Raw genomic sequence first — 20,993 nt, forward strand, 5'->3', positions numbered from 1 at the left:
GATGACTCACACCCAACAACATATTTGGCCCTCGCCCGCAAAATTGAATTTATTTCTTTATATCACCGAGCGACGTGCTGATGGTTATCACCAATTACAGACTTTGTTCCAATTTCTCGATTATGGCGACGAACTGACGATTGTGCCGCGGGACGATGAACAAATTCGGTTATTGACCCCGCTTCCCGGTGTGGAAAACGAGCAAAATCTGATAATCCGCGCGGCGCGGTTACTGCAACAACACCCCAGTGCGACATCAGTACCTCGGGGGGCGGATATTAGCATCGATAAACGTTTACCCATGGGTGGTGGATTGGGTGGCGGTTCTTCCAATGCCGCGACGGTGTTAGTGGCACTCAATACTTTGTGGGAATGTGGCTTATCTGATGAAGAATTAGCCACTCTTAGCCTCCAGTTAGGGGCTGATGTGCCCGTTTTTGTGCGCGGACATGCGGCCTTTGCCGAGGGAGTTGGTGAAAAGTTGCACCCCGCCGAGCCGGTAGAGAAGTGGTATTTGGTGGTTCACCCCGGTGTAAGCATCCCAACGCCTATTATTTTTTCCGATCCTGAATTAAAAAGAAATACGCCAGTTCGCCCACTGGCGGCGCTTTTAAGCGCTCCATACGCAAATGATTGCGAACCGATCGCAAGAAAACGTTTTCGCGAGGTTGAACAGGCTCTTTCATGGCTGTTAGAATACGCACCGTCACGCCTTACCGGAACCGGCGCTTGTGTCTTTGCAGAATTTGACACTGAGTCATCGGCTCGGCAGGTGTTAAGTATTGCCCCAGAGTGGTTGCACGGTTTTGTCGCCCGTGGCGTGAACGTTTCGCCATTGCATCGCGCACGCTCTGGGAAATTTGAAAACGGTGAGTACAGATAAGAATGCACAGCAAGGGTCTAGATCATGGCTCCACTGACCTGAGTTTGTGAAAATACCTGTCCCACTTGTTTGAAAGTCGGTCCATAATGTTGTTTTTGACTTTAAATACCCGTATGTATATTGCAATCAGTATGAATAACCACCCGTGATTACTGATCTGACAATATCTTCTCTGGACGCATGCCTGAGGTTCTTCTCGTGCCTGATATGAAGCTTTTTGCTGGTAACGCCACCCCGGAACTAGCACAACGTATTGCCAACCGTTTGTACACCAGTCTTGGTGACGCCGCTGTAGGTCGTTTTAGCGACGGCGAAGTGAGCGTGCAAATCAACGAAAATGTACGCGGTGGTGATATTTTCATCATCCAGTCCACCTGCGCACCCACGAACGATAACCTGATGGAACTGGTTGTCATGGTTGATGCCCTGCGTCGCGCCTCCGCAGGCCGTATTACTGCTGTTATTCCTTACTTCGGTTACGCCCGTCAGGATCGCCGTGTGCGCTCCGCTCGTGTACCTATCACTGCCAAAGTTGTTGCCGATTTTCTCTCAAGTGTTGGGGTTGACCGCGTATTGACAGTGGATCTTCATGCTGAACAGATCCAAGGCTTCTTTGATGTTCCGGTTGATAACGTATTTGGTAGCCCAATCCTGCTGGAAGACATGTTGCAGCAGAATCTGGAAAACCCCATTGTTGTCTCTCCCGACATTGGTGGCGTTGTTCGCGCCAGAGCCATCGCAAAATTGCTGAACGATACTGATATGGCGATTATCGACAAACGCCGTCCACGCGCTAACGTTTCTCAGGTGATGCATATCATCGGTGATGTTGCTGGCCGTGACTGCGTATTAGTTGACGATATGATCGATACCGGTGGCACTTTGTGTAAAGCGGCAGAAGCATTGAAAGAACGTGGTGCCAAGCGTGTATTTGCTTACGCAACTCACCCGATCTTCTCTGGTAATGCGGTTGAAAACATCAAACATTCCGTGATTGACGAAGTGATTGTTTGTGACACTATTCCGTTATCAGCTGAAATCAAAGCATTGAAAAATGTACGAACTCTGACACTGTCCGGCATGTTGGCTGAAGCCATCCGCCGTATCAGTAATGAAGAGTCGATCTCTGCGATGTTTGAGCATTAATCAATAATCGGGAGTGGATATCCCTGCGGTGCTATTTGGCCGCAGTTAGCCGTGATGAGCCTCTTTGGGCATTATGTTGGGGCATTCATGACTGATAGGTAATGAAGAACTATACCCTAAATAGTTAGAGTTGCGGGAAGCCGACCAACGCACATGCAGCTTGGACTATGACAGGTATTAAGCAGATAAAGAAAAACCCGTTGATGCAGATGCAACAACGGGTTTTCTACTTTTTGGCTTATAGGTTCTTGGTCTATAGATTCTTGACTAACAGATTCCTGGGTCGTCATTCACTCCTCCTGAACATCAGCTCAATTTAAAGCTGTGGTAACAGGCTATGATTTGTCATACACCACGGTCAACACTCAGATTTTATGAGTGGCGTTGCTTATTACGAGTGCAACGTTTATCAAAGTGCTTAACCCACCAATAGCGGTCTGCGACTTCTTCACGTCCGCCAATACGAGCACCAACCAACCATAGCAATGCACCAACAAAAATGCTCATTACTGCACCATGGGCAAAGAATTGTGGTAGGCCAAACTGAGTCACTTCAGCCAAAATTGAGTAACCTACCCCAACGACCATGGTCACCAATCCCAGCCCCATCAGCACATTACCAAGCCTTGCTGCGGTTTTACGTTTCATAAGCCACCTCCACTTGAGTTGCCAATAAATAATCACTCAGCTGCACATCTAAAAATGCTTGCTTAATGCGATTATTCATGTCCACTTAATAACTTAGTATAGTCAGGCTGCTGATGAAGGTGTTGCGCTGGCGATCACATCTAAGGAATATATTTCGACAAATCTTTACACTTCCCAGACATTTGGCATTGAAATTGAATTATTACATATATTGACTATTCACATATTGAACTATTAATTCCAAATGAATTCATACTGCCAGTTTTGTCATTACGCGCCATGACGGGTAAACTGTCACACTTTAATTCCTTTAGTAATAGCGAATGACGACGTGAGCAGCATTAAATTAATCGTTGGGCTGGCAAATCCGGGGGCTGAATACGCCCAAACTCGCCATAATGCGGGAGCTTGGTATGTGGACTTATTGGCGCAGCGCCACAACCAGCAACTGAAAGAAGAAAGTAAATTCTTCGGTTATACCGCACGGTTAAACCTGGCGGGCCAAGATGTGCGCTTGCTGGTGCCCTCTACATTTATGAATTTAAGTGGCAAGGCCGTTGCGGCGATGGCCGGGTTTTACCGCATCCTACCGGAAGAAATTTTAGTCGCACATGATGAGCTGGATATTCCACCCGGTGTGGCGAAATTGAAATTGGGAGGCGGCAATGGTGGCCATAATGGCCTGAAAGACATTCAGAGCAGGCTCGGCAATAATCCGAATTTTTATCGTTTACGCATTGGTATTGGCCATCCTGGCGATAAAAGTAAAGTCACCGGTTTTGTTCTCGGTAAACCGCCGGCTAGCGAACAAAGCTTAATTGACGACGCGATTGACGAGTCTATTCGTTGTACTGAAATACTGCTGAAAGAAGATATTACCAAGGCAATGAATCGCCTGCATTCGTTTAAAGCCACGGCATAGCAACTGGCTTAGTTCCCCGGAAAGCGACTGTGCGCCGGGGAAGTTATCTGCCACTTTATTCGTTTTTATTGCACAACGCATTGATTCCCTGCTGACCTTCACCGGTCAAGACAACACCGGCAATAATCACTCTAACACGCCCGAGAAAATGATTACTTTTACCGTCATATTCATCCGCAATATCTTGTAGTGCATCGCTGCAAAAAAGCATCTCCCAATCAGTGGCTTTTTTCTTATTATCAGATAAATCGTGGCTACGCTCGAACCTGTCATTTATGGCCGTGAACGTCAATTGAATACTGTCAAAATCCTCATATAGCGTCTTTTTTTTGTAACCCACATATCTCACGCTTTTGTCTGATTGCTTTTCTATCTGCACGCCATATTGGTCTACTAACTGGGCAAAAGTGGGTCCCGATGGTTCAGTATCTGCCGTCAGAAACCACATGCCCAAAATACCCACCGCGCCCCCAAATAAAATCACTATTAACCATTTATAGATATTCATTTCCATGGGGATAATCCAAATTCAGTATGCAGACCCTAATGACTTGTTATCGGACATTAATCAGAAAACTTCAGATAACAGAAACGTGATCTCGGACACAGAGTTAGATAAATCAATTACCTATCTGCCATTACGATAAAAGCAATATCCACAACGAAAGAGCATGATCGAGATAAATCGTCATTACGTGTATAATGGCGGCATAAATTTTGATTACATCGGCCTGTTAAATCTAACTAGTTGATTTTTAAGTTATTTAAGGTGATATAAAACATGGGATTCAAATGCGGTATTGTGGGCCTGCCTAACGTTGGTAAATCCACCCTGTTCAACGCGTTGACACAAGCGGGCATCGAAGCAGCTAACTTCCCGTTCTGCACCATTGAACCCAATACGGGCGTGGTGCCAATGCCGGACCCGCGTCTGGATCAACTGGCTGAGATCGTTAAACCTCAGCGCATCTTGCCAACGACCATGGAGTTCGTTGATATTGCGGGCCTGGTCAAAGGGGCGTCCAAAGGTGAAGGCCTGGGTAACCAATTCCTGACGAATATTCGTGAAACCGAAGCTATTGGTCATGTGGTACGTTGCTTTGAAAATGACAATATCATTCATGTTGCTGGTAAAGTTGATCCAGTGGATGACATTGACACCATCAATACTGAATTGGCTCTTTCCGATCTGGAAACTTGCGAGCGCGCTATTCATCGTGTGCAGAAGAAAGCCAAAGGCGGCGATAAAGACGCTAAAGCTGAACTCGAAGCACTGGAAAAATGTCTGCCACATTTAGAGAACGCAGGCATGTTGCGTGCGCTGAATCTGACGGCAGAAGATAAAGCAGCCATCCGTTATCTAAGTTTCCTGACACTAAAACCGACTATGTACATTGCTAACGTCAATGAAGATGGTTTCGAAAACAACCCTTATCTGGATCAAGTCCGGGCTATCGCTGCGGGTGAAGGTTCTGTCGTGGTTGCCGTTTGTGCCGCAGTTGAATCTGATATCGCTGAACTGGAAGATGAAGACCGTGCTGAATTTATGGCCGAATTGGGTATTGAAGAGCCTGGTCTGAACCGTGTGATCCGGGCCGGTTATGAACTGCTGAATTTGCAAACCTACTTCACCGCCGGTGTTAAAGAAGTTCGCGCCTGGACTATCCCTATCGGTGCGACAGCTCCACAAGCCGCAGGTAAAATTCACACCGACTTTGAAAAAGGCTTTATCCGCGCACAAACTATCGCTTTTGACGACTTTATTACCTACAAAGGTGAGCAAGGTGCAAAAGAAGCAGGGAAAATGCGCTCAGAAGGCAAAGAGTACATCGTAAAAGATGGCGACGTGATGAACTTCCTGTTCAACGTCTAAATAAAATCTGTTGTCTCATGAGGTTTCACTGAATCTCTTGAGGACTGATAAATACCATAAAATCCACGCAATTGCGTGGATTTTTCTTTTCATTACATTAATGTACTTTTATAAACGCGCGACCAGAAATGAATACAAGGGCAGTATAGCTGCTGCCCAATGCTATAAGGCCAAACCTAAAGAAAATCTTGCTTCGCACCGCTGATGGTAGTTCCCCCACTTTTGCAGTAGGCTTTCAGATTATTAAGTTTCTGACGAGTAATCAGCCATTAACATTCAATTACAACAGCGAGGTTACTACGCCTCTCGAGGTTACTATGTTTCTGTTGTTCAAAAATAAAAAAGCGGTTCCACAGCGCTTGATCAGTTACGGTTTTACAGTATTCGGGGATGATTATCACTACCGCACTCGTCTGTTAAACGGCCAATTTGAGATGGTCATCACTGTTTCTAAGCTTGAACAAGTTACAACAACCTTGACGGATACTGGCTCTAATGAGGAATATGTACTCCATCTGGTACCGGGAAGTTGTGGGGCTTTTGTCGGCAGCGTGCGGGCAGAATATGAAAAGGTATTGTCTGATATCGCCAAAAAGTGCTTTGAGTCGGACATATTTAAAAGTGATCAGGCGCAAGCCGTGATTCAATATATCCGCTCAAAATATGGCGATGAGTTAGAGTTTTTATGGGAGAAATCCCCCACTAGCGCCATCTGGCGGCGGGCGGATAACGCAAAATGGTACGGCGCATTGTTGCTTATTCCCAAAAGCAAATTAGGCGTGGATGACTCTGCGCCCTGTGACGTGCTCAACCTCCGGGCTAGCCCTGAAACTGTCGCCGGGATTATTGATAACAGGCGATATTTTCCTGCTTATCATATGAATAAAAAGCACTGGCTTTCACTCTGTTTAGAAAACTCGCTTTCTCTCGAAGAACTTTATTTACGGATTGACCACAGCTATGCAATTGCCGCTAAAAAATAAGTTTAATGGCGGTTCTATGCCTATCCTTAACCATCAGACATGGCTTTTTTATACAAATTACAACCAACTGTTTTGAGTAAATATTAATGTATTCCTGCCGATAATAATTTAATTAAAACCGGAGGAATTATGGAATTACCTGAACTAAAAAAAGGAACTCGCATCTATGACCTGCTTAAAGAAGCAGGCATGGAGCTTAACAATTGGGTTCATGCAAATGACCCAAGCAAAAGTACATTTTGGGCATGGATCGAAGGCGACATTGCTGTCATGAGTATTTGGGAGGACAACATCAGCGCACCTGCATTACCCTCTGAGAGTTATTACACACGTTATATTGCTCGTGGACAGGGCCATAAAGGGGATGCAGTAGATAACATCTACAAAGCCATAATCAAACATAACTTGCCTGTACATGTCATTATAAAGACTAGAGACAAGAAGCGACGAATTCTCGACCCCATAACATGGAGTGCAACATATAATGACTCAACTGGGGAAATCACTCTTATAAGAGGCTGCACGGTTACTTATATTGACCAGAAAGGTCCAATAACTTCAGCTTCAATTACAAGTGAATCTCCGGCAGCAGCAAGAAGCCGTAAATTGCGCCAGTTGGCTATGGCAAGAAGCCGTGGTAAATGTGAGTTCTGCGATGAACCGGGTTTCCGGACTGTAGCAGGAGCTATTTTTGCGGAGGTACATCACATAGTGCCAATTTCTGAAGATGGCCCAGATGATCTGAGTAATCTCATTGTATTGTGCCCAAATGATCATCGTCGAGCTCACCATGGTGAGAATGCAGTCGCAATGAAACTGGCCTTTATTGAAACCCGAAAGACTAATATCTAGTCATGTGAACAACAGCCAATTATGCAGGTTCACCTTTGAATTCTGCACTAAAATTCTAACTTTTTATTGTTTCGCCTGAGCTGTCAGGAAATATGCATACCCCCTATTTTCAAATGAAAAAATTCCGTGCGCCGCTACCCCTTGTTCTAGCTTTTGACGCTTATGGTTCAAATGTTACTATAGCTGGCTGAAGGAATTTGAAATCACGATGACAAAGGAAACGTTTTGAACACGAAAAGCAGAATACGGTTGTGGCCACGGTTGGCGTCATATGCAATGGTTATCTTGCTATTAGCTGGGTGCTCAAACAAATCAAATCGTGACTATGCCAAGCTACCAAAAGGCAGTTACAACGACAAATCCTATACTGTTAAAAAGGGCGATACCCTCTATTTTATTGCCTGGATCAGTGACAGTGAAGTCAGTGACCTTGCCCGCATAAACAAACTAAAACCCCCTTACCGGCTGGAAGTTGGGCAAAAATTACAACTTAATAGCTCGACTCCATCTGGCCGTCTGACGTCAAATAAGCCGAAATCATCAAGTACTACGCTGGCTAAATCAACGCCACCGCCCGGAGCAAGCCGTTGCTGGCGTTGGCCGACCAACGGCCAAGTTATCTCCAAGTATTCCACTGCCGATGGCGGCAACAAGGGGATCGATATTGCGGGTAAACGCGGGCAGCCGGTCTATGCATCAGCCAAAGGGCGAGTGGTGTATGTCGGGAATCAACTGCGTGGTTATGGCAATCTCATCATGATTAAGCACGGTGAAGATTTCATCACCGCTTACGCCCATAATGACACCATGCTGGTCAATAATGCTCAGGATGTGAAAGCCGGGCAGAAAATAGCCACCATGGGAAGCTCTGGAACGGACACCCTGATGCTGCATTTTCAAATTCGCTACCGGGCAACCGCACTTGACCCACTGCGTTACCTACCGCCACAAGGAACCCCACCTAAGTGTTAGTTAATTAACGTTTTTTATGGCTTTGTACTCTTGCAGATAAACAAAAGGCCCCTTTATAGGAGCCTTGTTTTTTGGTATTAACTTCAAACATGACATCCAGCAATCATTACGCCAGAATTTGCTTCACAAATGCTTTGATTTCTTCAACCTGACAGTTGTCGAAGAAACACTGCTGGAAGCGTTCGCCGCTAACGGCTGTTTTCACCAATTCAGGGTCGATAGCGCGTAGTGTATCCAGGTAGTTTTCTTTAATTACCGCCACTTTCACTTGGTTCAAGATACCCGCGTTGCGCACTTGTGGCTCTTTACGCTCCAGTGGATAGCCTTCACCTTTCACACCAGTGAAAGCCTTCTCAAAGATGTAACGCACATTCAGTTCAGCACCCCAGCCAAAACCTTTGGCGAATGGCAGTGCCAGCGCATTACCATTGTTAATCTGAGCAAACAGGAAAGCATCCGCTGGGTCGATGCAGTAACCACATACAACACCAGGATGAATATTCAATGACATCATTGCACCCTGGCCAGTGCCACAGCCCGTTACCACGAAATCGACTGCTTTAGAGTTAAGCAGAATGCTGGCCATAATCCCAAGATGGATATAAGTCAGATGATGGTCATTTTCATCACTCATACCTACGTTGTATACCGGGTACGCTTTTTCCGAGGCTACAGTGTTCAGCTCTTTCAGAATTATCGCGTTTTTAGTTGCCTGACTGTTTTCCATCATCAGTGCAATTTTCATTATGTTCTCTCCGATTAGGTCAATGAAATAGAATTCATTGGATAGTTGTTTGGCTTAATTATAGCGAACATAGCACTAGTAAAACAACATTTCAATTTTAATGAAAATTAGTTCTACTCATATCACATATCGGAATGACTTTGATTGCGAAGCTGGATTCTGTCCCCCTGAGCTTAACCCTGTATCCGCTTAAATTCACAAAAAAAGATTAGTGGTGACCCTGAACACCTAATGCAATTACAGCATAATTTACACCATCAAGAACTGGCCTCCAGCAATAAACGCCCCACAGATTTCTGAAATAATCCGTTGAGTTTCACTCATCCAGCGCAAGACGGCAGAATTACCACATGGTAAATCATATTTTTATCTAAACCAAAGCCGCGCAACTCACCTGCGCGGCTTTTTTTATATCCTTAGTGATGTAACATTTCGTGGACAATATCATCTTTATCTAAAGTTATCGGGTAAAAAGTCGGCCAGTTATCCATTTCTTTAAGCAGTTTTTCTTGTGACTCGTTACCCATGTAAATATGGAAATGATGGGATTTTTGCGGTTCAATAATATGGTCACTAAATTGGACATATCTAGGCGCTTTAGAGTAAGCATCTTGGCATTCATATAGATAACGCACCCCCTTCTTGCCAGATTCATAATGCATGATTTTAAAGCCGGAGTAGCTGTATTGGCAGGAATTGACCGTTTCAGGAGTATGGAAATCAATAGTGTTATTCTCAATACCAATCATGGTGATATCTGTAGCGTAGCCCTTTTTATAATATTCTCTGTACTCTTCAACTGTTTTGTTTTTATTCTTTTTCGCTTTATCGACCAAAACTGGATCTAAATCCCCTTTCAATAGATATGGATTAATCGATTGCCAGACTCCATCCCAATCACTAAGCAGCCGGTCTTTAACCTCTTTATCGGTAAAAACACCTTCACTTGCTTTACGTGCGGCTTCCGATTGTTGATGCTCATGTCCGTGGCTATGCTTACCGTGCGCAAAAGCATTAAAGCTGGTCAATGATACGCAAACACTGAGCGTAATGATGAATAGATGGGGCAATTTTCTGGGCATGAATGACTCCTAACTGATTGCTGAAAATGTAATGTTATATTATTACACGCGCAGCAATCAATAGGTATTCACGACAAATAACTAACGCTTTTTGCGATTGCGATGCATATCGATAGCCACCGCACTAACAATAATAATCCCTTTAATAATGTCTTGAATGTATGAATCGACACCAATAAAAGTAAAACCACTTTTGATCAGGCCCAAAATCACCGCACCAATGAGGGTGCCGGTAATGCGCCCCACTCCCCCCATCAGACTACTACCGCCAATCACGGCGGCGGCAATGGCATCCAGTTCATACGACTGACCCATGCTCGATTGCCCGCTACTGACTCGTGCCGCCAAAACAACCCCAGCAAGGCCTGCCAATCCCCCGGCGATGGTATAAACCAGCACCAGATATTTATTAACATTAATACCAGAGACTTTCGCAGAAATCATATTCCCACCAATGGCATACACATATTTGCCGTAGCGGGTATGTTTCAGAGCAATATGAAAGATAATGGCAACAACCAAGAAAATAATGACCGGCATCGCGCCTTGCCCGATAGCCGTAAAATCATCAGAGAGAAAACTCACTGGGTTGCCTTTGGTATAATATTGAGCAAGTCCTCGGGCAGAAACCATCATCCCTAATGTTGCGATAAATGGTGGGATCCCTGTACGGGTAATCAAAAAACCATTAATAAAACCACATAATATCCCAACCCCGACCCCTGCTGTAATAGGAATTGCCGCAGGTAAATCTAATAAGTGTGGATACATGGGGGAAATACTGTCTGATGTTTGCGCCAAACTGGCGGCGACTACAGCAGTTAAGGCAATTAAAGAGCCAGAAGAGAGATCAATACCGGTAGTAATAATGACTTGAGTTACCCCAACAGCAATAATGCCAATAATTGCCACCTGTAGAATAATTAGTAACAACCGATTGGGATTCAATAAAAATGATTGATCACGAATAAACCAACCAAGAAGCTCAAAGATCAATGCGATACCAATCATGACAATAAAAATACCGGTATCTTTAGGTAGTTTTCCTTTTAGCCCGGCCAGGAATGAATGTTCTGTTATCGAGCCAGTTGTCAGTGATTTATCAATTTTTACATTATTCATTATCATTACCTTTCTACAATTATTCAGATGCCAATGCCATTATTTTCTCTTGGCTAGCGTCTTGTTTATCTAATATTCCCGTAATATTTCCACCATGCATGACCATAACTCTGTCACTCATACCGAGAATTTCAGGTAATTCTGAAGAGACTAATATAATAGCAACACCACGGTTTGCCAGTTCACTAATTAACCGGTAAATTTCCGATTTGGCTCCGACATCAATACCACGAGTTGGCTCATCAAGAATAAGTATTTTAGGCTGGGCTAATAACCAACGTGCAATTAAAACTTTCTGCTGATTCCCTCCACTTAAGTTATTAATAATTTGATCCATCGTGGGGGTTTTGATATTTAATTTTTTAATCTGCTCCATGCAGTCTTGTGCCATTTTTCCATGACTAACAAAACCTCTTTTATTGATATAATCTGAGATATTAACAATACTCATATTCTCGACCACTGACAGCACGAGGAATAATCCTGATTTTTTGCGGTCTTCAGTCAAAAAAGCTAATCCCTGTTCAATAGCTATTGATGGAGAGTCGATATTGACAGGTAAGCCCTCAATAAAAATTTCGCCACTATCCGCAGGATGCATGCCAAACAGGCTTTCCATTACTTCACTGCGACCAGCTCCAACCAAACCCGCGACACCCAGTATTTCACCACGTTTCACAGAAAATGAAATATCATGGAACAAGCCTTTACGCCGCAAACTATTGACTCTTAATACTTCTTCACCAATATTATTATTAAATTTTGGGAACATATGAGTTAACTCACGCCCCACCATCATGGTAATTAATGATTGTTTTGTCAGGTTTTCAGTCTTATCCGTAGCAACAAACATACCATCACGAAAGATACTGACTTCATCCGTGATTTCAAAAATTTCATCCATTTTATGGCTAATATAAATAATACCTTTCCCTTGTTCTTTTAATTCCTTAATAATCGCAAAAAGGTGAAATACTTCACCTTCTGTTAAGGCTGATGTTGGTTCGTCCATGATTAACACATCAGCATCATAGGAAACGGCTTTAGCTATTTCTACCATCTGCTGGCTGGCAATACTTAACTCGCCGACTATCATATTAGGTTTTAATTTTATATTAAGGTGTTGCAATAAAGTTCGTGTTTTACTGTTCAGTAAATCATGATTAACTAATCCATAGTGAACCGGTTCTCTTCCTAGCCAGATATTTTCTGCGACTGTCATATGTGGAACTAAATTCAGTTCTTGATGAATCATTGCAATTCCGGCATGGAGTGCATCTAAAGTATCCTCAAAAGTAATTGTCTCACCTCTTACTTTTATCGAACCTTCATCCGGGTGATATATCCCAATCAAACACTTCATCAATGTAGATTTACCCGCGCCATTCTCTCCCATTAATGCATGGACACTACCTGGCTTTATTTTAATGCCCACTTTATTCAGAGCCTTGACACCAGGAAATTGTTTACTAATGCCCTCAGCCTCGAGAATGTAAGGATACATATCACCATCTCCATACCATTATTTGGAATGAGTGCCGTATTTGTTAATCTGACATAATAAATACGGCGTCACCTTTCTATAAAAAAGAATAAATACACATATTATCTTTGCGTATAAGCCTAATTTTGAAAAGATATCACCCCACTCCATGAGTATTATTTATTGACTACCGGCCTAAGATAATTATATTTATTTTTTGTTTTTATTCGCGAAATCTTGATAGTTATCTTTGGTAATAAGTTGGTAAGGGATCATTACGCTACTTTCAACTTTCTGGCCAGACGCTAATTTAATCGCAGTCTCTACCGCCCCCTCTCCCTGTCCTTTGGCATCCTGGAAAATACTGATATTGAGGTCACCTTTTTTAATAAACTCAAGTGCGTCCGGCGTACCATCAATCCCACCGATCACAACACCTTTTTTCTTCGCTTGTTTTAAAGCAAGAATAGCGCCGATTGCCATTTCATCGTTATTTGAAGCAATCGCATCTATTTGCTGCCCGGAGAGGATCCAGTCAGTTGTGACATCAACGGCCTCTTTACGGAAGAATTTCGCGGTTTGTTTATCAATAATATGAATATCTGGGTACTGAGCGGCGACTTTCTCAACCCCGCGTGTTCTGTCACGGGTTGCCTCACTCGAGAGTTCCCCCATAAGGATCATAACATTACCCTTGCCACCCATCAGCTTTGCAAGTTCCTCCATCTGTAGGCGTCCTGCGAGTTCAGAATCAGAACCCACATAGGCCATACCTGCCGGCAAAGTTATCTCCGGGCGACGATTGACAAAAACTAATGGAATTTTGGCTTTTTCAGCTAATTTAATCATGGGCTTCACGCCTTGAGTATCAACTGGGTTTAGAATAATGGCATCAACACCTTGGCTAACAAAATTTTCTACTTGCTGAATTTGTTGAGCAATATCTCCTTTTGCATCTTCAAACTGTCCAGAAACATTACCCTCTTCTTTCATTTTATTTTGCATGGACTGACGCAGTATTGTCAGGAAGTTGTCATCGAAGTAAGCCATAGAAACACCAATCTTAAGGTCTTTAGCATAGGTGCCCAGTGGCAGCATACAGATAGCGAGTGAGGTAATAATGATTTTTTTCAGCTTCATGATCTATATCCTTCAATAATGGAATGCATTAACATCTCGATGCCTATTTATTGAAAATAATTTTTTACAAGTACTTAGTTCAGTACAGTGTAAAATCGCTATTTTAGACATTTCAATGCGCTTTCCGAGAATGTACCTGCCCCATTCTCGGTTTCTTTTATTAAAAAAATAATATAAAACAATAGAATAACATTCTTGCAACTCTTGTAATGATCCTCTCTTTTATTTTTAAACGGTTATTTCAAAATTAAGATTATTGAAATTTTTAACACCAAACAACCGAAATATGTGTTTTGAACCCAGAGAATAACAAAACTATGACAGGGATCTAACAAATGATGATAATTTGAGCGCTACTGAAGGTAGCCATGAGACTCAGCAAGTGGAAAGCTGCCAGCATGTCATTCGTGAAAAGAAAGGAAAGAAATCAGAAATAGGTAAGCAAGGTGAAAAAAATGAAAGAAAATAATAGAGTAATGGCTACGACGAAAGTTGTGTCATCACTCCAGTGTTTAATTTAAATATCATTATAAAACAATATATTATCTCTATTGTTTACAATAAAAAATCAACATATTATCGTTCGGGCAATAGATTTACCCACAATAGACAACTGTTAGTAGCCAGTGGTTGTAATTGACCACTTTTGATTGCAGGTAACCACCAACATCCTTGCGCAGCTGTCAGTTCGTGTGTTTCGGTGTGGCTAATAAGCCATTTTCCCCTCACCACATAGACCAACCCACCATGTGATGCAGGAAGTTCTTGCGGCGAACTAATTGACGCCACACTAGCCTGCCAACAACCTCGTCGGGTCATGATATTAAAATCCTGGCTAGTTCCACCGAGTAAATGGGCATGGATAGGAATATCACCAGGAAAAGCAAAAGGTTGCAATAGCGTTGAAAGTGTATGCGCCTCCCAGTCTGGGCTGGAGAGAACCACCCCCTCACCAGAGAGTAATGTAATCGACCGGTCAATATCAGGAAATATTGAAAATGGGCCATCTTGTTCAATCGTCGCGATGCTGGCACGCCAGGCAAAATCCTCCCCCCCGACAGGCCAACAGGCAATTTCGCGGGTTTCACCACCACCATTTCGCCATCGGCTAACCGGCAAACTAGCAAAATCAAAAACGGTAAAGCTCATCATACCTCCTGTTGACAGGCTTTTAGTACCGCCAGAAAAGCCTGTGCAGTTTGCTGTTGCATTGGATGATATCTATCCACTATTACCGCGTTGCCCGCCACATAAACATCCCGAATTTGCGATTTATCCCCCGCAAATAACCACCGATTCAATAAAGAAGCAGATTCTGTGCCACCAATATAAGGATCATCACCATCCAAAACTAACCAGTCAGCACGATACCCCTCAGCTAGCTGGCCAATATTACTACCGCAAGCTTGCCTCCCTCCGGCTAAAGCTTGGGTATAAAGTAAATCCGCTACCGCTGGATATTGTTCATTCGTCAGACGATTACGGCGCTGATCACGCAAGCGCTGTCCATATTCCAACCATCGTAATTCTTCCACTATATTCAAAGAAACATGGCTATCAGAGCCTATTCCCCAACATCCTTGGTGCTGTAAATAATCTACTGCGGGGAAAATACCGTCACCTAAATTGGCTTCCGTTGTTGGGCATAATCCAGCGACTGCCTGACTATTAGCCAATCGAACAAGTTCTGACTCATCCAAATGTGTGGCATGAACCAGGCACCAACGGCTATCGACCTCTAAATTGTCATACAACCACGCCACTGGCCGTTGCCCGCTCCAGGCCAGACAGTCGTTAACCTCTTTTTGCTGCTCGGCAATATGAATATGCACAGGTAGCTGTTTATCAGAAACCTGTAAAACCTCCTGCATCTGGCTTAACTCTACTGCGCGCAGTGAATGAAAACATAACCCCAAGTTTTGCAAAGGCTGATTCACCAGTTGTTTACTGATAACTTGCTGCTGCTTGAGATAGTTTTCTGTCGTTTGAATGAAGCGGCGCTGCCCCTGTTGGGCCGGTTGGCCACCAAACCCGGCATAACTGTACAGAACGGGTAATAGAGTCATCCCAATTCCCACGTCCTGCGCAGCCTGGCTGAGTTGCGATGTCATTTCCCCTGGGTCACTGTATGGGTTACCGTCGATACTGTGATGTAAATAATGAAATTCTGCGACCTGGGTATAGCCGCCTTTTAGCATGTCTATATATAACTGACGGGCAATCACACCGATATGCTCCGGTGTCAATCGCTGCACCAGTCGATACATCAAATCACGCCACGTCCAAAAACTATCCTGTGGATTACCGGCAATCTCAGCTAACCCCGACATCATGCGTTGGAAAGCATGAGAATGGAGATTGGGCATGCCTGGCACTATTGGCCCGGGAAGTATCTGGCAACCTACATCACTGCTGCCCTTCATAATGCGCTGAATGTTCCCCTGTTCATTGACAGTTATCTGTACGTCATTCGCCCATCCATCAGGTAAAAAAGCACGTTTGGTAAAATAAACTGGCATAGCGATATCCCAATATTTTGTTCAGAGTCAAACGCGCTGAGCAGCAGCTGCGTCAATTAATTAAATCACTCACTTGTATAGACATATACACACGCTAAATTCAACCGTAGACTTAGCATATAATTTTCTTATTTGACGAGGTTAACGTCGTGGCGGAACAACAAGCGACCTTACAATTGAGTCCCGCAATGGACGATACTCCGGCTCCAATTTATCAACGGGTTAAACTGGCTATCATGCGCCAAATCAGAACCGGAGTCTGGCAGCCCCACCAGCGCGTCCCTTCGGAGAGTGAGCTGGTTGCAGAGTTAGGGGTCAGTCGTATGACCATCAACCGAGCGCTACGCGAACTCACCAGTGAAGGTTTTCTAATCCGCATGCAAGGCGTAGGGACCTTTGTTGCTGAAGCAAAAGCGCACAGTGCCTTACTTGAAGTTCATAATATTGCTGACGAAATCACCGCGCGCGGACATCTTCACAGCAGTAAAATTTTGCAGTTAGAGGCGCGGCCAGCAAACCCTGAAGAGGCGATTGCTTTAGGTATTCAGCCCGGCCAGCAACTGTTCTACTCGCAAATTGTTCATTATGAGAATGACATCCCTATTCAAGTCGAAAATCGTTGTGTCAATCCAAACACCGCGCCCGATTATATGAAACAGGATTTCAATCAGATAACCCCTTACAGCTACCTCACCCAAGCGGCCCCGTTGACTGAAGGTGAACATATTGTTGAAGCGGTGATCCCAAATCTACTTGAGCGCCAGCTACTGCAATTAGATGAACATGAACCTTGTTTACTGATTCGCCGCCGAACCTGGTATGGAAAAGTAATTGTGACCGCAGCTCAACTGCTTTACCCCGGTTCTCGCTATCAGCTCTATGGCCGTTTTACCCCACAAGGTACCGTTACGTCCTGATCAATTTTATTTCTCTTCGAGAACTGCGAAGTGTTACGCAATTGTTTAAATCCCTATCTTGCCGATAGTGAATTTATGCGCTAGGTTGTCCATGATTGTATATACAACTTAACACTGAAGATCTTGGGGAGCCTGATGGTGTCAACAATTCACTGCGACAGTTTGTGGTACGGTGCCGATATCGTGACTATGCGTGGCGGGAAATATCACCTGATCTCGCAAGGGGCAATGGCGGTTACTGACGGTAAAATAGTCTGGATCGGGCCCTATAATGAATTACCCATGCTCAATGCCTCACGCGAGGTTGTCTACCAAGGCGGCCTGATTACTCCTGGATTAATTGATTGCCATACCCACTTGGTGTTTGGCGGTGATCGTAGTGCCGAATTCGAACAACGGCTTAATGGCGTGAGTTATGCTGACATTGCCGCCAATGGTGGCGGTATTGTATCGACTGTAAAAGCGACGCGAAATACCAGCGAACAGCAATTATTGGAGCAAGCTTTATTTCGTCTAAAACCCCTCCTTGCTGAAGGAGTGACCTGCATTGAAATAAAATCCGGTTACGGCCTTAGCCTTGAAAGTGAAATGAAAATGCTCCGCGTGGCCCGCCGGTTGGGTCAATTACTGCCTGTGATGGTCAAAACAACTTGTTTGGCAGCGCATGCTCTGCCACCTGAGTTTGCGGGTCGAGCTGATGATTATATTGATTTTGTTTGTGGCACTATCATTCCCGAAGTCGCCAACGAAAAGTTAGCCGACGCTGTTGATGCTTTTTGTGAACATCTGGCATTCTCGCCCGCACAAGTTGAGCGCGTATTTGTCGCCGCGCAACAAGCAGGTTTACCGGTCAAACTACATGCTGAACAACTTTCTTCCTTAAATGGGAGCACTCTGGCCGCCAAATTTAACGCCATGTCAGCAGATCATCTTGAATACGCAACGGAGTCAGATGTCCAGGCAATGGCTAATGCTGGCACCGTCGCGGTATTACTGCCGGGTGCTTATTATTTGTTACGAGAAACACAATGTCCTCCAATTGAGCTGTTTCGCCAATATAATGTACCAATGGCATTAGCCAGTGATGCCAATCCGGGAACATCCCCCGCACTCTCCCTACGTTTGATGCTCAATATGGCATGCACATTATTCCGTATGACACCGGAAGAAGCGTTAGCGGGTGTCACTTGCCATGCGGCTCAAGCTCTCGGGTTACAAGATACCCAAGGAACACTAGAGACCGGTAAATTAGCCAATTGGGTCCATTGGCCATTATCACGCCCTGCAGAATTGGCTTACTGGCTCGGAGGTCAATTACCTGTAACTGTTGTTTTTCAAGGAGATGCCCGACCATGAATTTAACTGATCCGTTAAGTTTTCGAGCAGGGAAACTGCCTTTATTAATCAGTATTCCACATGCTGGAACACGATTGACTCCCATCGTTGAGGCGGGATTGACCGATGCAGCTCACCCCCTATCAGATACCGACTGGCATATTCATCGTCTCTATGACTTCGCCCATAATATGGGTGCCAGTGTAGTGATAGGTCATTATTCCCGTTTAGTGGTCGACCTGAACCGCGCAGAAGATGATCAGCCGCTATACACCACCGCAACCACTGGTTTATTCCCCGAAACACTGTTCGATGGTCGCCCTTGCTTTATGCCGGGTAAAACACCGCCCCCGCAGGAGCGTCAATCCTACCTGTTACATATCTGGCGCCCTTACCACCAGCAACTTCAACTTGAGCTGGCGCGGCTTAAAGATAAATTTGGCTATGCATTACTACTTGATGCTCATTCGATTGCCTCAGTTATCCCGAGGTTATTTGATGGACAGCTACCTGATTTGAATTTCGGAACCAACAGCGGGGCCAGTTGCGCACCCTCATTAAGTCAGCAATTGATAGAATGTTGCGAACGCCAAACTGCATTTAGCCATATATTAAATGGTCGCTTTAAAGGCGGTTATATAACTAGAGCATATGGTTTACCACAGACCCACCAACACGCAGTACAACTCGAATTATCACAGTTAAACTATATGTCTGAAACTGAGCCTTACCCCTATTTGCCAGAACGTGCGGGTCACTTACAACCGTTACTCCAGCAATTAGTCAATACCATGCTGACATGGGGCGAACAACATTATCAACACTGATTTGCGCTAATACTTTCGCAGCCAATAATATCTGTCATAGGCTAAGCTGCATGTGAGTTGCCTTGGTTCATTACTCAGTTCATCCATGGGCCTCGCCTCTGCAAGGCCGCTGCAAGTAGCGTTAAAATCTGCTCCCGGTAGATTTGTCTCTCTATTGCCGTCTTTATGCGACTCGAATTATTTAGTCTATATCTGAATATGTTAAATGCAAAAAGGCGGGAATAACCCCGCCTTTCTCATTCACCTATTTCCGACACAGAAAAGGATAATATTTACTGCTTAAATTAACTTAGAAACGGTAGGTCAAGTTAACAGCAACAGTATCATCTGTGCCCAGACCCAGTGGGTTGTTGTCTTGATCCAGCAAGTTAATCTGGTAATCAACATAGGCAAACATGTTTTTATTGATGTAGTAAGTCACACCGATTTCAGCATATTTCAGCAAATCAGCACTTCCTACTGCATCCAGGTCTTTACCTTTAGACTGAACATAAGCAATCGACGGGCGAATACCGTTTTCGAATTGATACTGAGCAACCAATTCTACGTTCTGGGTTTTGTTCGCGATCAATGCCTTGTATGGTGTCATATTCAAGGTTTCGCCGTACATCGCTGCCAGGTAAACCTGGTTTGCATCATATTTCAGCGCTGTAGCCCAAGCCTGAGCTTTATCACCGGTAGCACTGTTAGCCAGAGTTTTCTGACCCAAGGTACGGTTAGAGTTAGAGTACGCACCTACGAAGCCAATACCACTGCCTTCGATGTCTTGATAATCAACAGACAAACCGAAACCGTCGCCGTTAGCTTTCTGGATTGCGCGCTCATTCTTAGAGGTATCGCCATCGTCATTGCGGCCCTGATACTGAGCTGCAACATTCAGACCTTTTACCAGACCGAAGAAATCAGAGTTACGGTAAGTTGCCAAACCGGTTGAACGGCCAGTCATGTAGTTGTCGGTATAAGCGATTGAGTCGCCACCGAACTCTGGCAACATATCGGTATAAGCCAGTGCGTCGTACACTACGCCATAGTTACGGCCGTAATCAAAAGAGCCGAATTCAGCAAATTTTAAACCAGCAAAACCTAAACGGGTTTTATTGCCTTTATCACCCTGAGATTCTGCATTTTTTGCAGCAACGTTATATTCCCACTGGCCGAAACCGGTCAGTTGGCTATTGATTTGTGTTTCACCCTTAAAACCAAAACGCACATAAGTATCATCAGCATTATTATGGTTTGAGAAAAGGTATTTAGCGGCTACGCGACCATAAAGATCCAACTTGTTGCCATCTTTATTATAAATTTCCGCTGCATTTGAAAGAGTAGGAATCATACTCAAGGTAACCGCTAAGGCCAGAACACTGCGCTTCATCATTATTTTTCCTTTAAATTTTAATAAAATTAATCTGCGGGCTAAATTAATGTTTTAGCCTCATCGAAGTTAACTTTTAATTTTTTATTTTGACCTGTCTTTGTAAAGCGAAGAAACATTATCACTAAGCACAAAAAGTTAAAACGGTAAATTTGAAGATATATAGGTATAT

General features: G+C 44.1%; 21 protein-coding genes. 11 read left to right on the forward strand and 10 right to left on the reverse strand.

Annotated elements, in window-relative coordinates; genetic code table 11:
* Position 1: 1 nt before the first annotated feature.
* Both ispE and prs read left to right on the forward strand, forming a co-directional pair.
* On the forward strand, positions 2-883 hold the full coding sequence (ispE, locus tag FTA91_RS17125; RefSeq protein ID WP_050113475.1) for a 4-(cytidine 5'-diphospho)-2-C-methyl-D-erythritol kinase: 882 nt from the start codon (positions 2-4) through the stop codon (positions 881-883).
* 198 nt (positions 884-1,081) lie between these two features.
* Positions 1,082-2,029: a ribose-phosphate diphosphokinase gene (gene prs, locus FTA91_RS17130; protein ID WP_004390739.1), complete on the forward strand. Its 948-nt coding sequence runs from the start codon at positions 1,082-1,084 to the stop codon at positions 2,027-2,029.
* 372 nt (positions 2,030-2,401) lie between these two features.
* Here prs and ychH read toward each other — a convergent pair whose 3' ends face one another.
* On the reverse strand, positions 2,402-2,677 hold the full coding sequence (ychH, locus tag FTA91_RS17140) for a stress-induced protein YchH (RefSeq protein ID WP_050113474.1): 276 nt from the start codon (positions 2,675-2,677) through the stop codon (positions 2,402-2,404).
* A 331-nt stretch (positions 2,678-3,008) separates the two neighbouring features.
* On the opposite strand from ychH, the gene pth reads away from it, so the two are divergent.
* Positions 3,009-3,599 carry an aminoacyl-tRNA hydrolase gene (pth, locus tag FTA91_RS17145; RefSeq protein WP_050113473.1) on the forward strand — a complete coding sequence of 197 codons (591 nt, stop codon included), beginning with the start codon at positions 3,009-3,011 and terminating at the stop codon, positions 3,597-3,599.
* Positions 3,600-3,654: 55 nt separating this feature from the next.
* Here pth and FTA91_RS17150 read toward each other — a convergent pair whose 3' ends face one another.
* The gene (locus FTA91_RS17150; protein ID WP_145535640.1) at positions 3,655-4,113 is read right to left on the reverse strand and encodes a hypothetical protein; all 459 of its coding nucleotides are present in this window, start codon (positions 4,111-4,113) and stop codon (positions 3,655-3,657) included.
* A 267-nt stretch (positions 4,114-4,380) separates the two neighbouring features.
* Here FTA91_RS17150 and ychF point away from each other — a divergent pair, with 267 nt between their 5' ends.
* From ychF to actS, 4 genes are all read left to right on the forward strand, one after another.
* Positions 4,381-5,472, forward strand: coding sequence for a redox-regulated ATPase YchF (ychF, locus tag FTA91_RS17155; RefSeq protein ID WP_050113471.1), 1,092 nt, complete (start codon positions 4,381-4,383; stop codon positions 5,470-5,472).
* 188 nt (positions 5,473-5,660) lie between these two features.
* Positions 5,661-6,455 (forward strand): MmcQ/YjbR family DNA-binding protein, encoded by a 795-nt coding sequence (locus FTA91_RS17160; protein WP_227507651.1) that lies wholly within the window; start codon positions 5,661-5,663, stop codon positions 6,453-6,455.
* Between the two features lie 129 nt (positions 6,456-6,584).
* A complete protein-coding gene (locus FTA91_RS17165; RefSeq protein WP_145535638.1) occupies positions 6,585-7,307 on the forward strand; it encodes an HNH endonuclease in 723 nt (240 codons plus the stop codon).
* Positions 7,308-7,550: 243 nt separating this feature from the next.
* Positions 7,551-8,279 (forward strand): amidase activator ActS, encoded by a 729-nt coding sequence (gene actS, locus FTA91_RS17170; RefSeq protein WP_050113580.1) that lies wholly within the window; start codon positions 7,551-7,553, stop codon positions 8,277-8,279.
* 106 nt (positions 8,280-8,385) lie between these two features.
* Here actS and FTA91_RS17175 read toward each other — a convergent pair whose 3' ends face one another.
* The 5 genes from FTA91_RS17175 to FTA91_RS17195 form a co-directional block, all read right to left on the reverse strand.
* Positions 8,386-9,024 (reverse strand): RpiB/LacA/LacB family sugar-phosphate isomerase, encoded by a 639-nt coding sequence (locus tag FTA91_RS17175; RefSeq protein WP_050113469.1) that lies wholly within the window; start codon positions 9,022-9,024, stop codon positions 8,386-8,388.
* A 416-nt stretch (positions 9,025-9,440) separates the two neighbouring features.
* Positions 9,441-10,106 (reverse strand): metal-binding protein ZinT, encoded by a 666-nt coding sequence (gene zinT / locus FTA91_RS17180; protein ID WP_050113468.1) that lies wholly within the window; start codon positions 10,104-10,106, stop codon positions 9,441-9,443.
* 81 nt (positions 10,107-10,187) lie between these two features.
* Complete coding sequence (locus tag FTA91_RS17185) at positions 10,188-11,228, reverse strand: ABC transporter permease (protein WP_145535636.1); 1,041 nt, start codon at positions 11,226-11,228, stop codon at positions 10,188-10,190.
* A 19-nt stretch (positions 11,229-11,247) separates the two neighbouring features.
* Complete coding sequence (locus tag FTA91_RS17190; RefSeq protein WP_050113466.1) at positions 11,248-12,732, reverse strand: sugar ABC transporter ATP-binding protein; 1,485 nt, start codon at positions 12,730-12,732, stop codon at positions 11,248-11,250.
* Between the two features lie 189 nt (positions 12,733-12,921).
* Positions 12,922-13,851: a sugar ABC transporter substrate-binding protein gene (locus FTA91_RS17195; RefSeq protein WP_145535634.1), complete on the reverse strand. Its 930-nt coding sequence runs from the start codon at positions 13,849-13,851 to the stop codon at positions 12,922-12,924.
* A gap of 346 nt (positions 13,852-14,197) precedes the next feature.
* Here FTA91_RS17195 and FTA91_RS20410 point away from each other — a divergent pair, with 346 nt between their 5' ends.
* The gene (locus tag FTA91_RS20410; RefSeq protein WP_264751901.1) at positions 14,198-14,320 is read left to right on the forward strand and encodes a hypothetical protein; all 123 of its coding nucleotides are present in this window, start codon (positions 14,198-14,200) and stop codon (positions 14,318-14,320) included.
* A 107-nt stretch (positions 14,321-14,427) separates the two neighbouring features.
* Here FTA91_RS20410 and FTA91_RS17200 read toward each other — a convergent pair whose 3' ends face one another.
* Positions 14,428-15,000: a HutD/Ves family protein gene (locus FTA91_RS17200; RefSeq protein WP_050113464.1), complete on the reverse strand. Its 573-nt coding sequence runs from the start codon at positions 14,998-15,000 to the stop codon at positions 14,428-14,430.
* Complete coding sequence (locus FTA91_RS17205) at positions 15,000-16,370, reverse strand: formimidoylglutamate deiminase (protein WP_050113463.1); 1,371 nt, start codon at positions 16,368-16,370, stop codon at positions 15,000-15,002. Before FTA91_RS17205 ends, FTA91_RS17200 begins: the two co-directional genes overlap by 1 nt.
* A gap of 149 nt (positions 16,371-16,519) precedes the next feature.
* On the opposite strand from FTA91_RS17205, the gene hutC reads away from it, so the two are divergent.
* From hutC to hutG, 3 genes are all read left to right on the forward strand, one after another.
* The gene (gene hutC / locus FTA91_RS17210; protein ID WP_050113462.1) at positions 16,520-17,287 is read left to right on the forward strand and encodes a histidine utilization repressor; all 768 of its coding nucleotides are present in this window, start codon (positions 16,520-16,522) and stop codon (positions 17,285-17,287) included.
* Positions 17,288-17,422: 135 nt separating this feature from the next.
* Positions 17,423-18,643, forward strand: coding sequence for an imidazolonepropionase (gene hutI, locus FTA91_RS17215; RefSeq protein ID WP_050113461.1), 1,221 nt, complete (start codon positions 17,423-17,425; stop codon positions 18,641-18,643).
* Positions 18,640-19,449 (forward strand): N-formylglutamate deformylase, encoded by an 810-nt coding sequence (gene hutG, locus FTA91_RS17220; RefSeq protein WP_050113460.1) that lies wholly within the window; start codon positions 18,640-18,642, stop codon positions 19,447-19,449. Before hutI ends, hutG begins: the two co-directional genes overlap by 4 nt.
* Before the next feature lie 289 nt (positions 19,450-19,738).
* Here hutG and FTA91_RS17225 read toward each other — a convergent pair whose 3' ends face one another.
* A complete protein-coding gene (locus tag FTA91_RS17225; protein ID WP_050113459.1) occupies positions 19,739-20,824 on the reverse strand; it encodes a porin in 1,086 nt (361 codons plus the stop codon).
* Between the last annotated feature and the right edge of the window lie 169 nt (positions 20,825-20,993).

Origin of the sequence: Yersinia thracica (assembly GCF_902170565.1) — a bacterium.
GTDB classification, from domain to species: domain Bacteria; phylum Pseudomonadota; class Gammaproteobacteria; order Enterobacterales; family Enterobacteriaceae; genus Yersinia; species Yersinia thracica.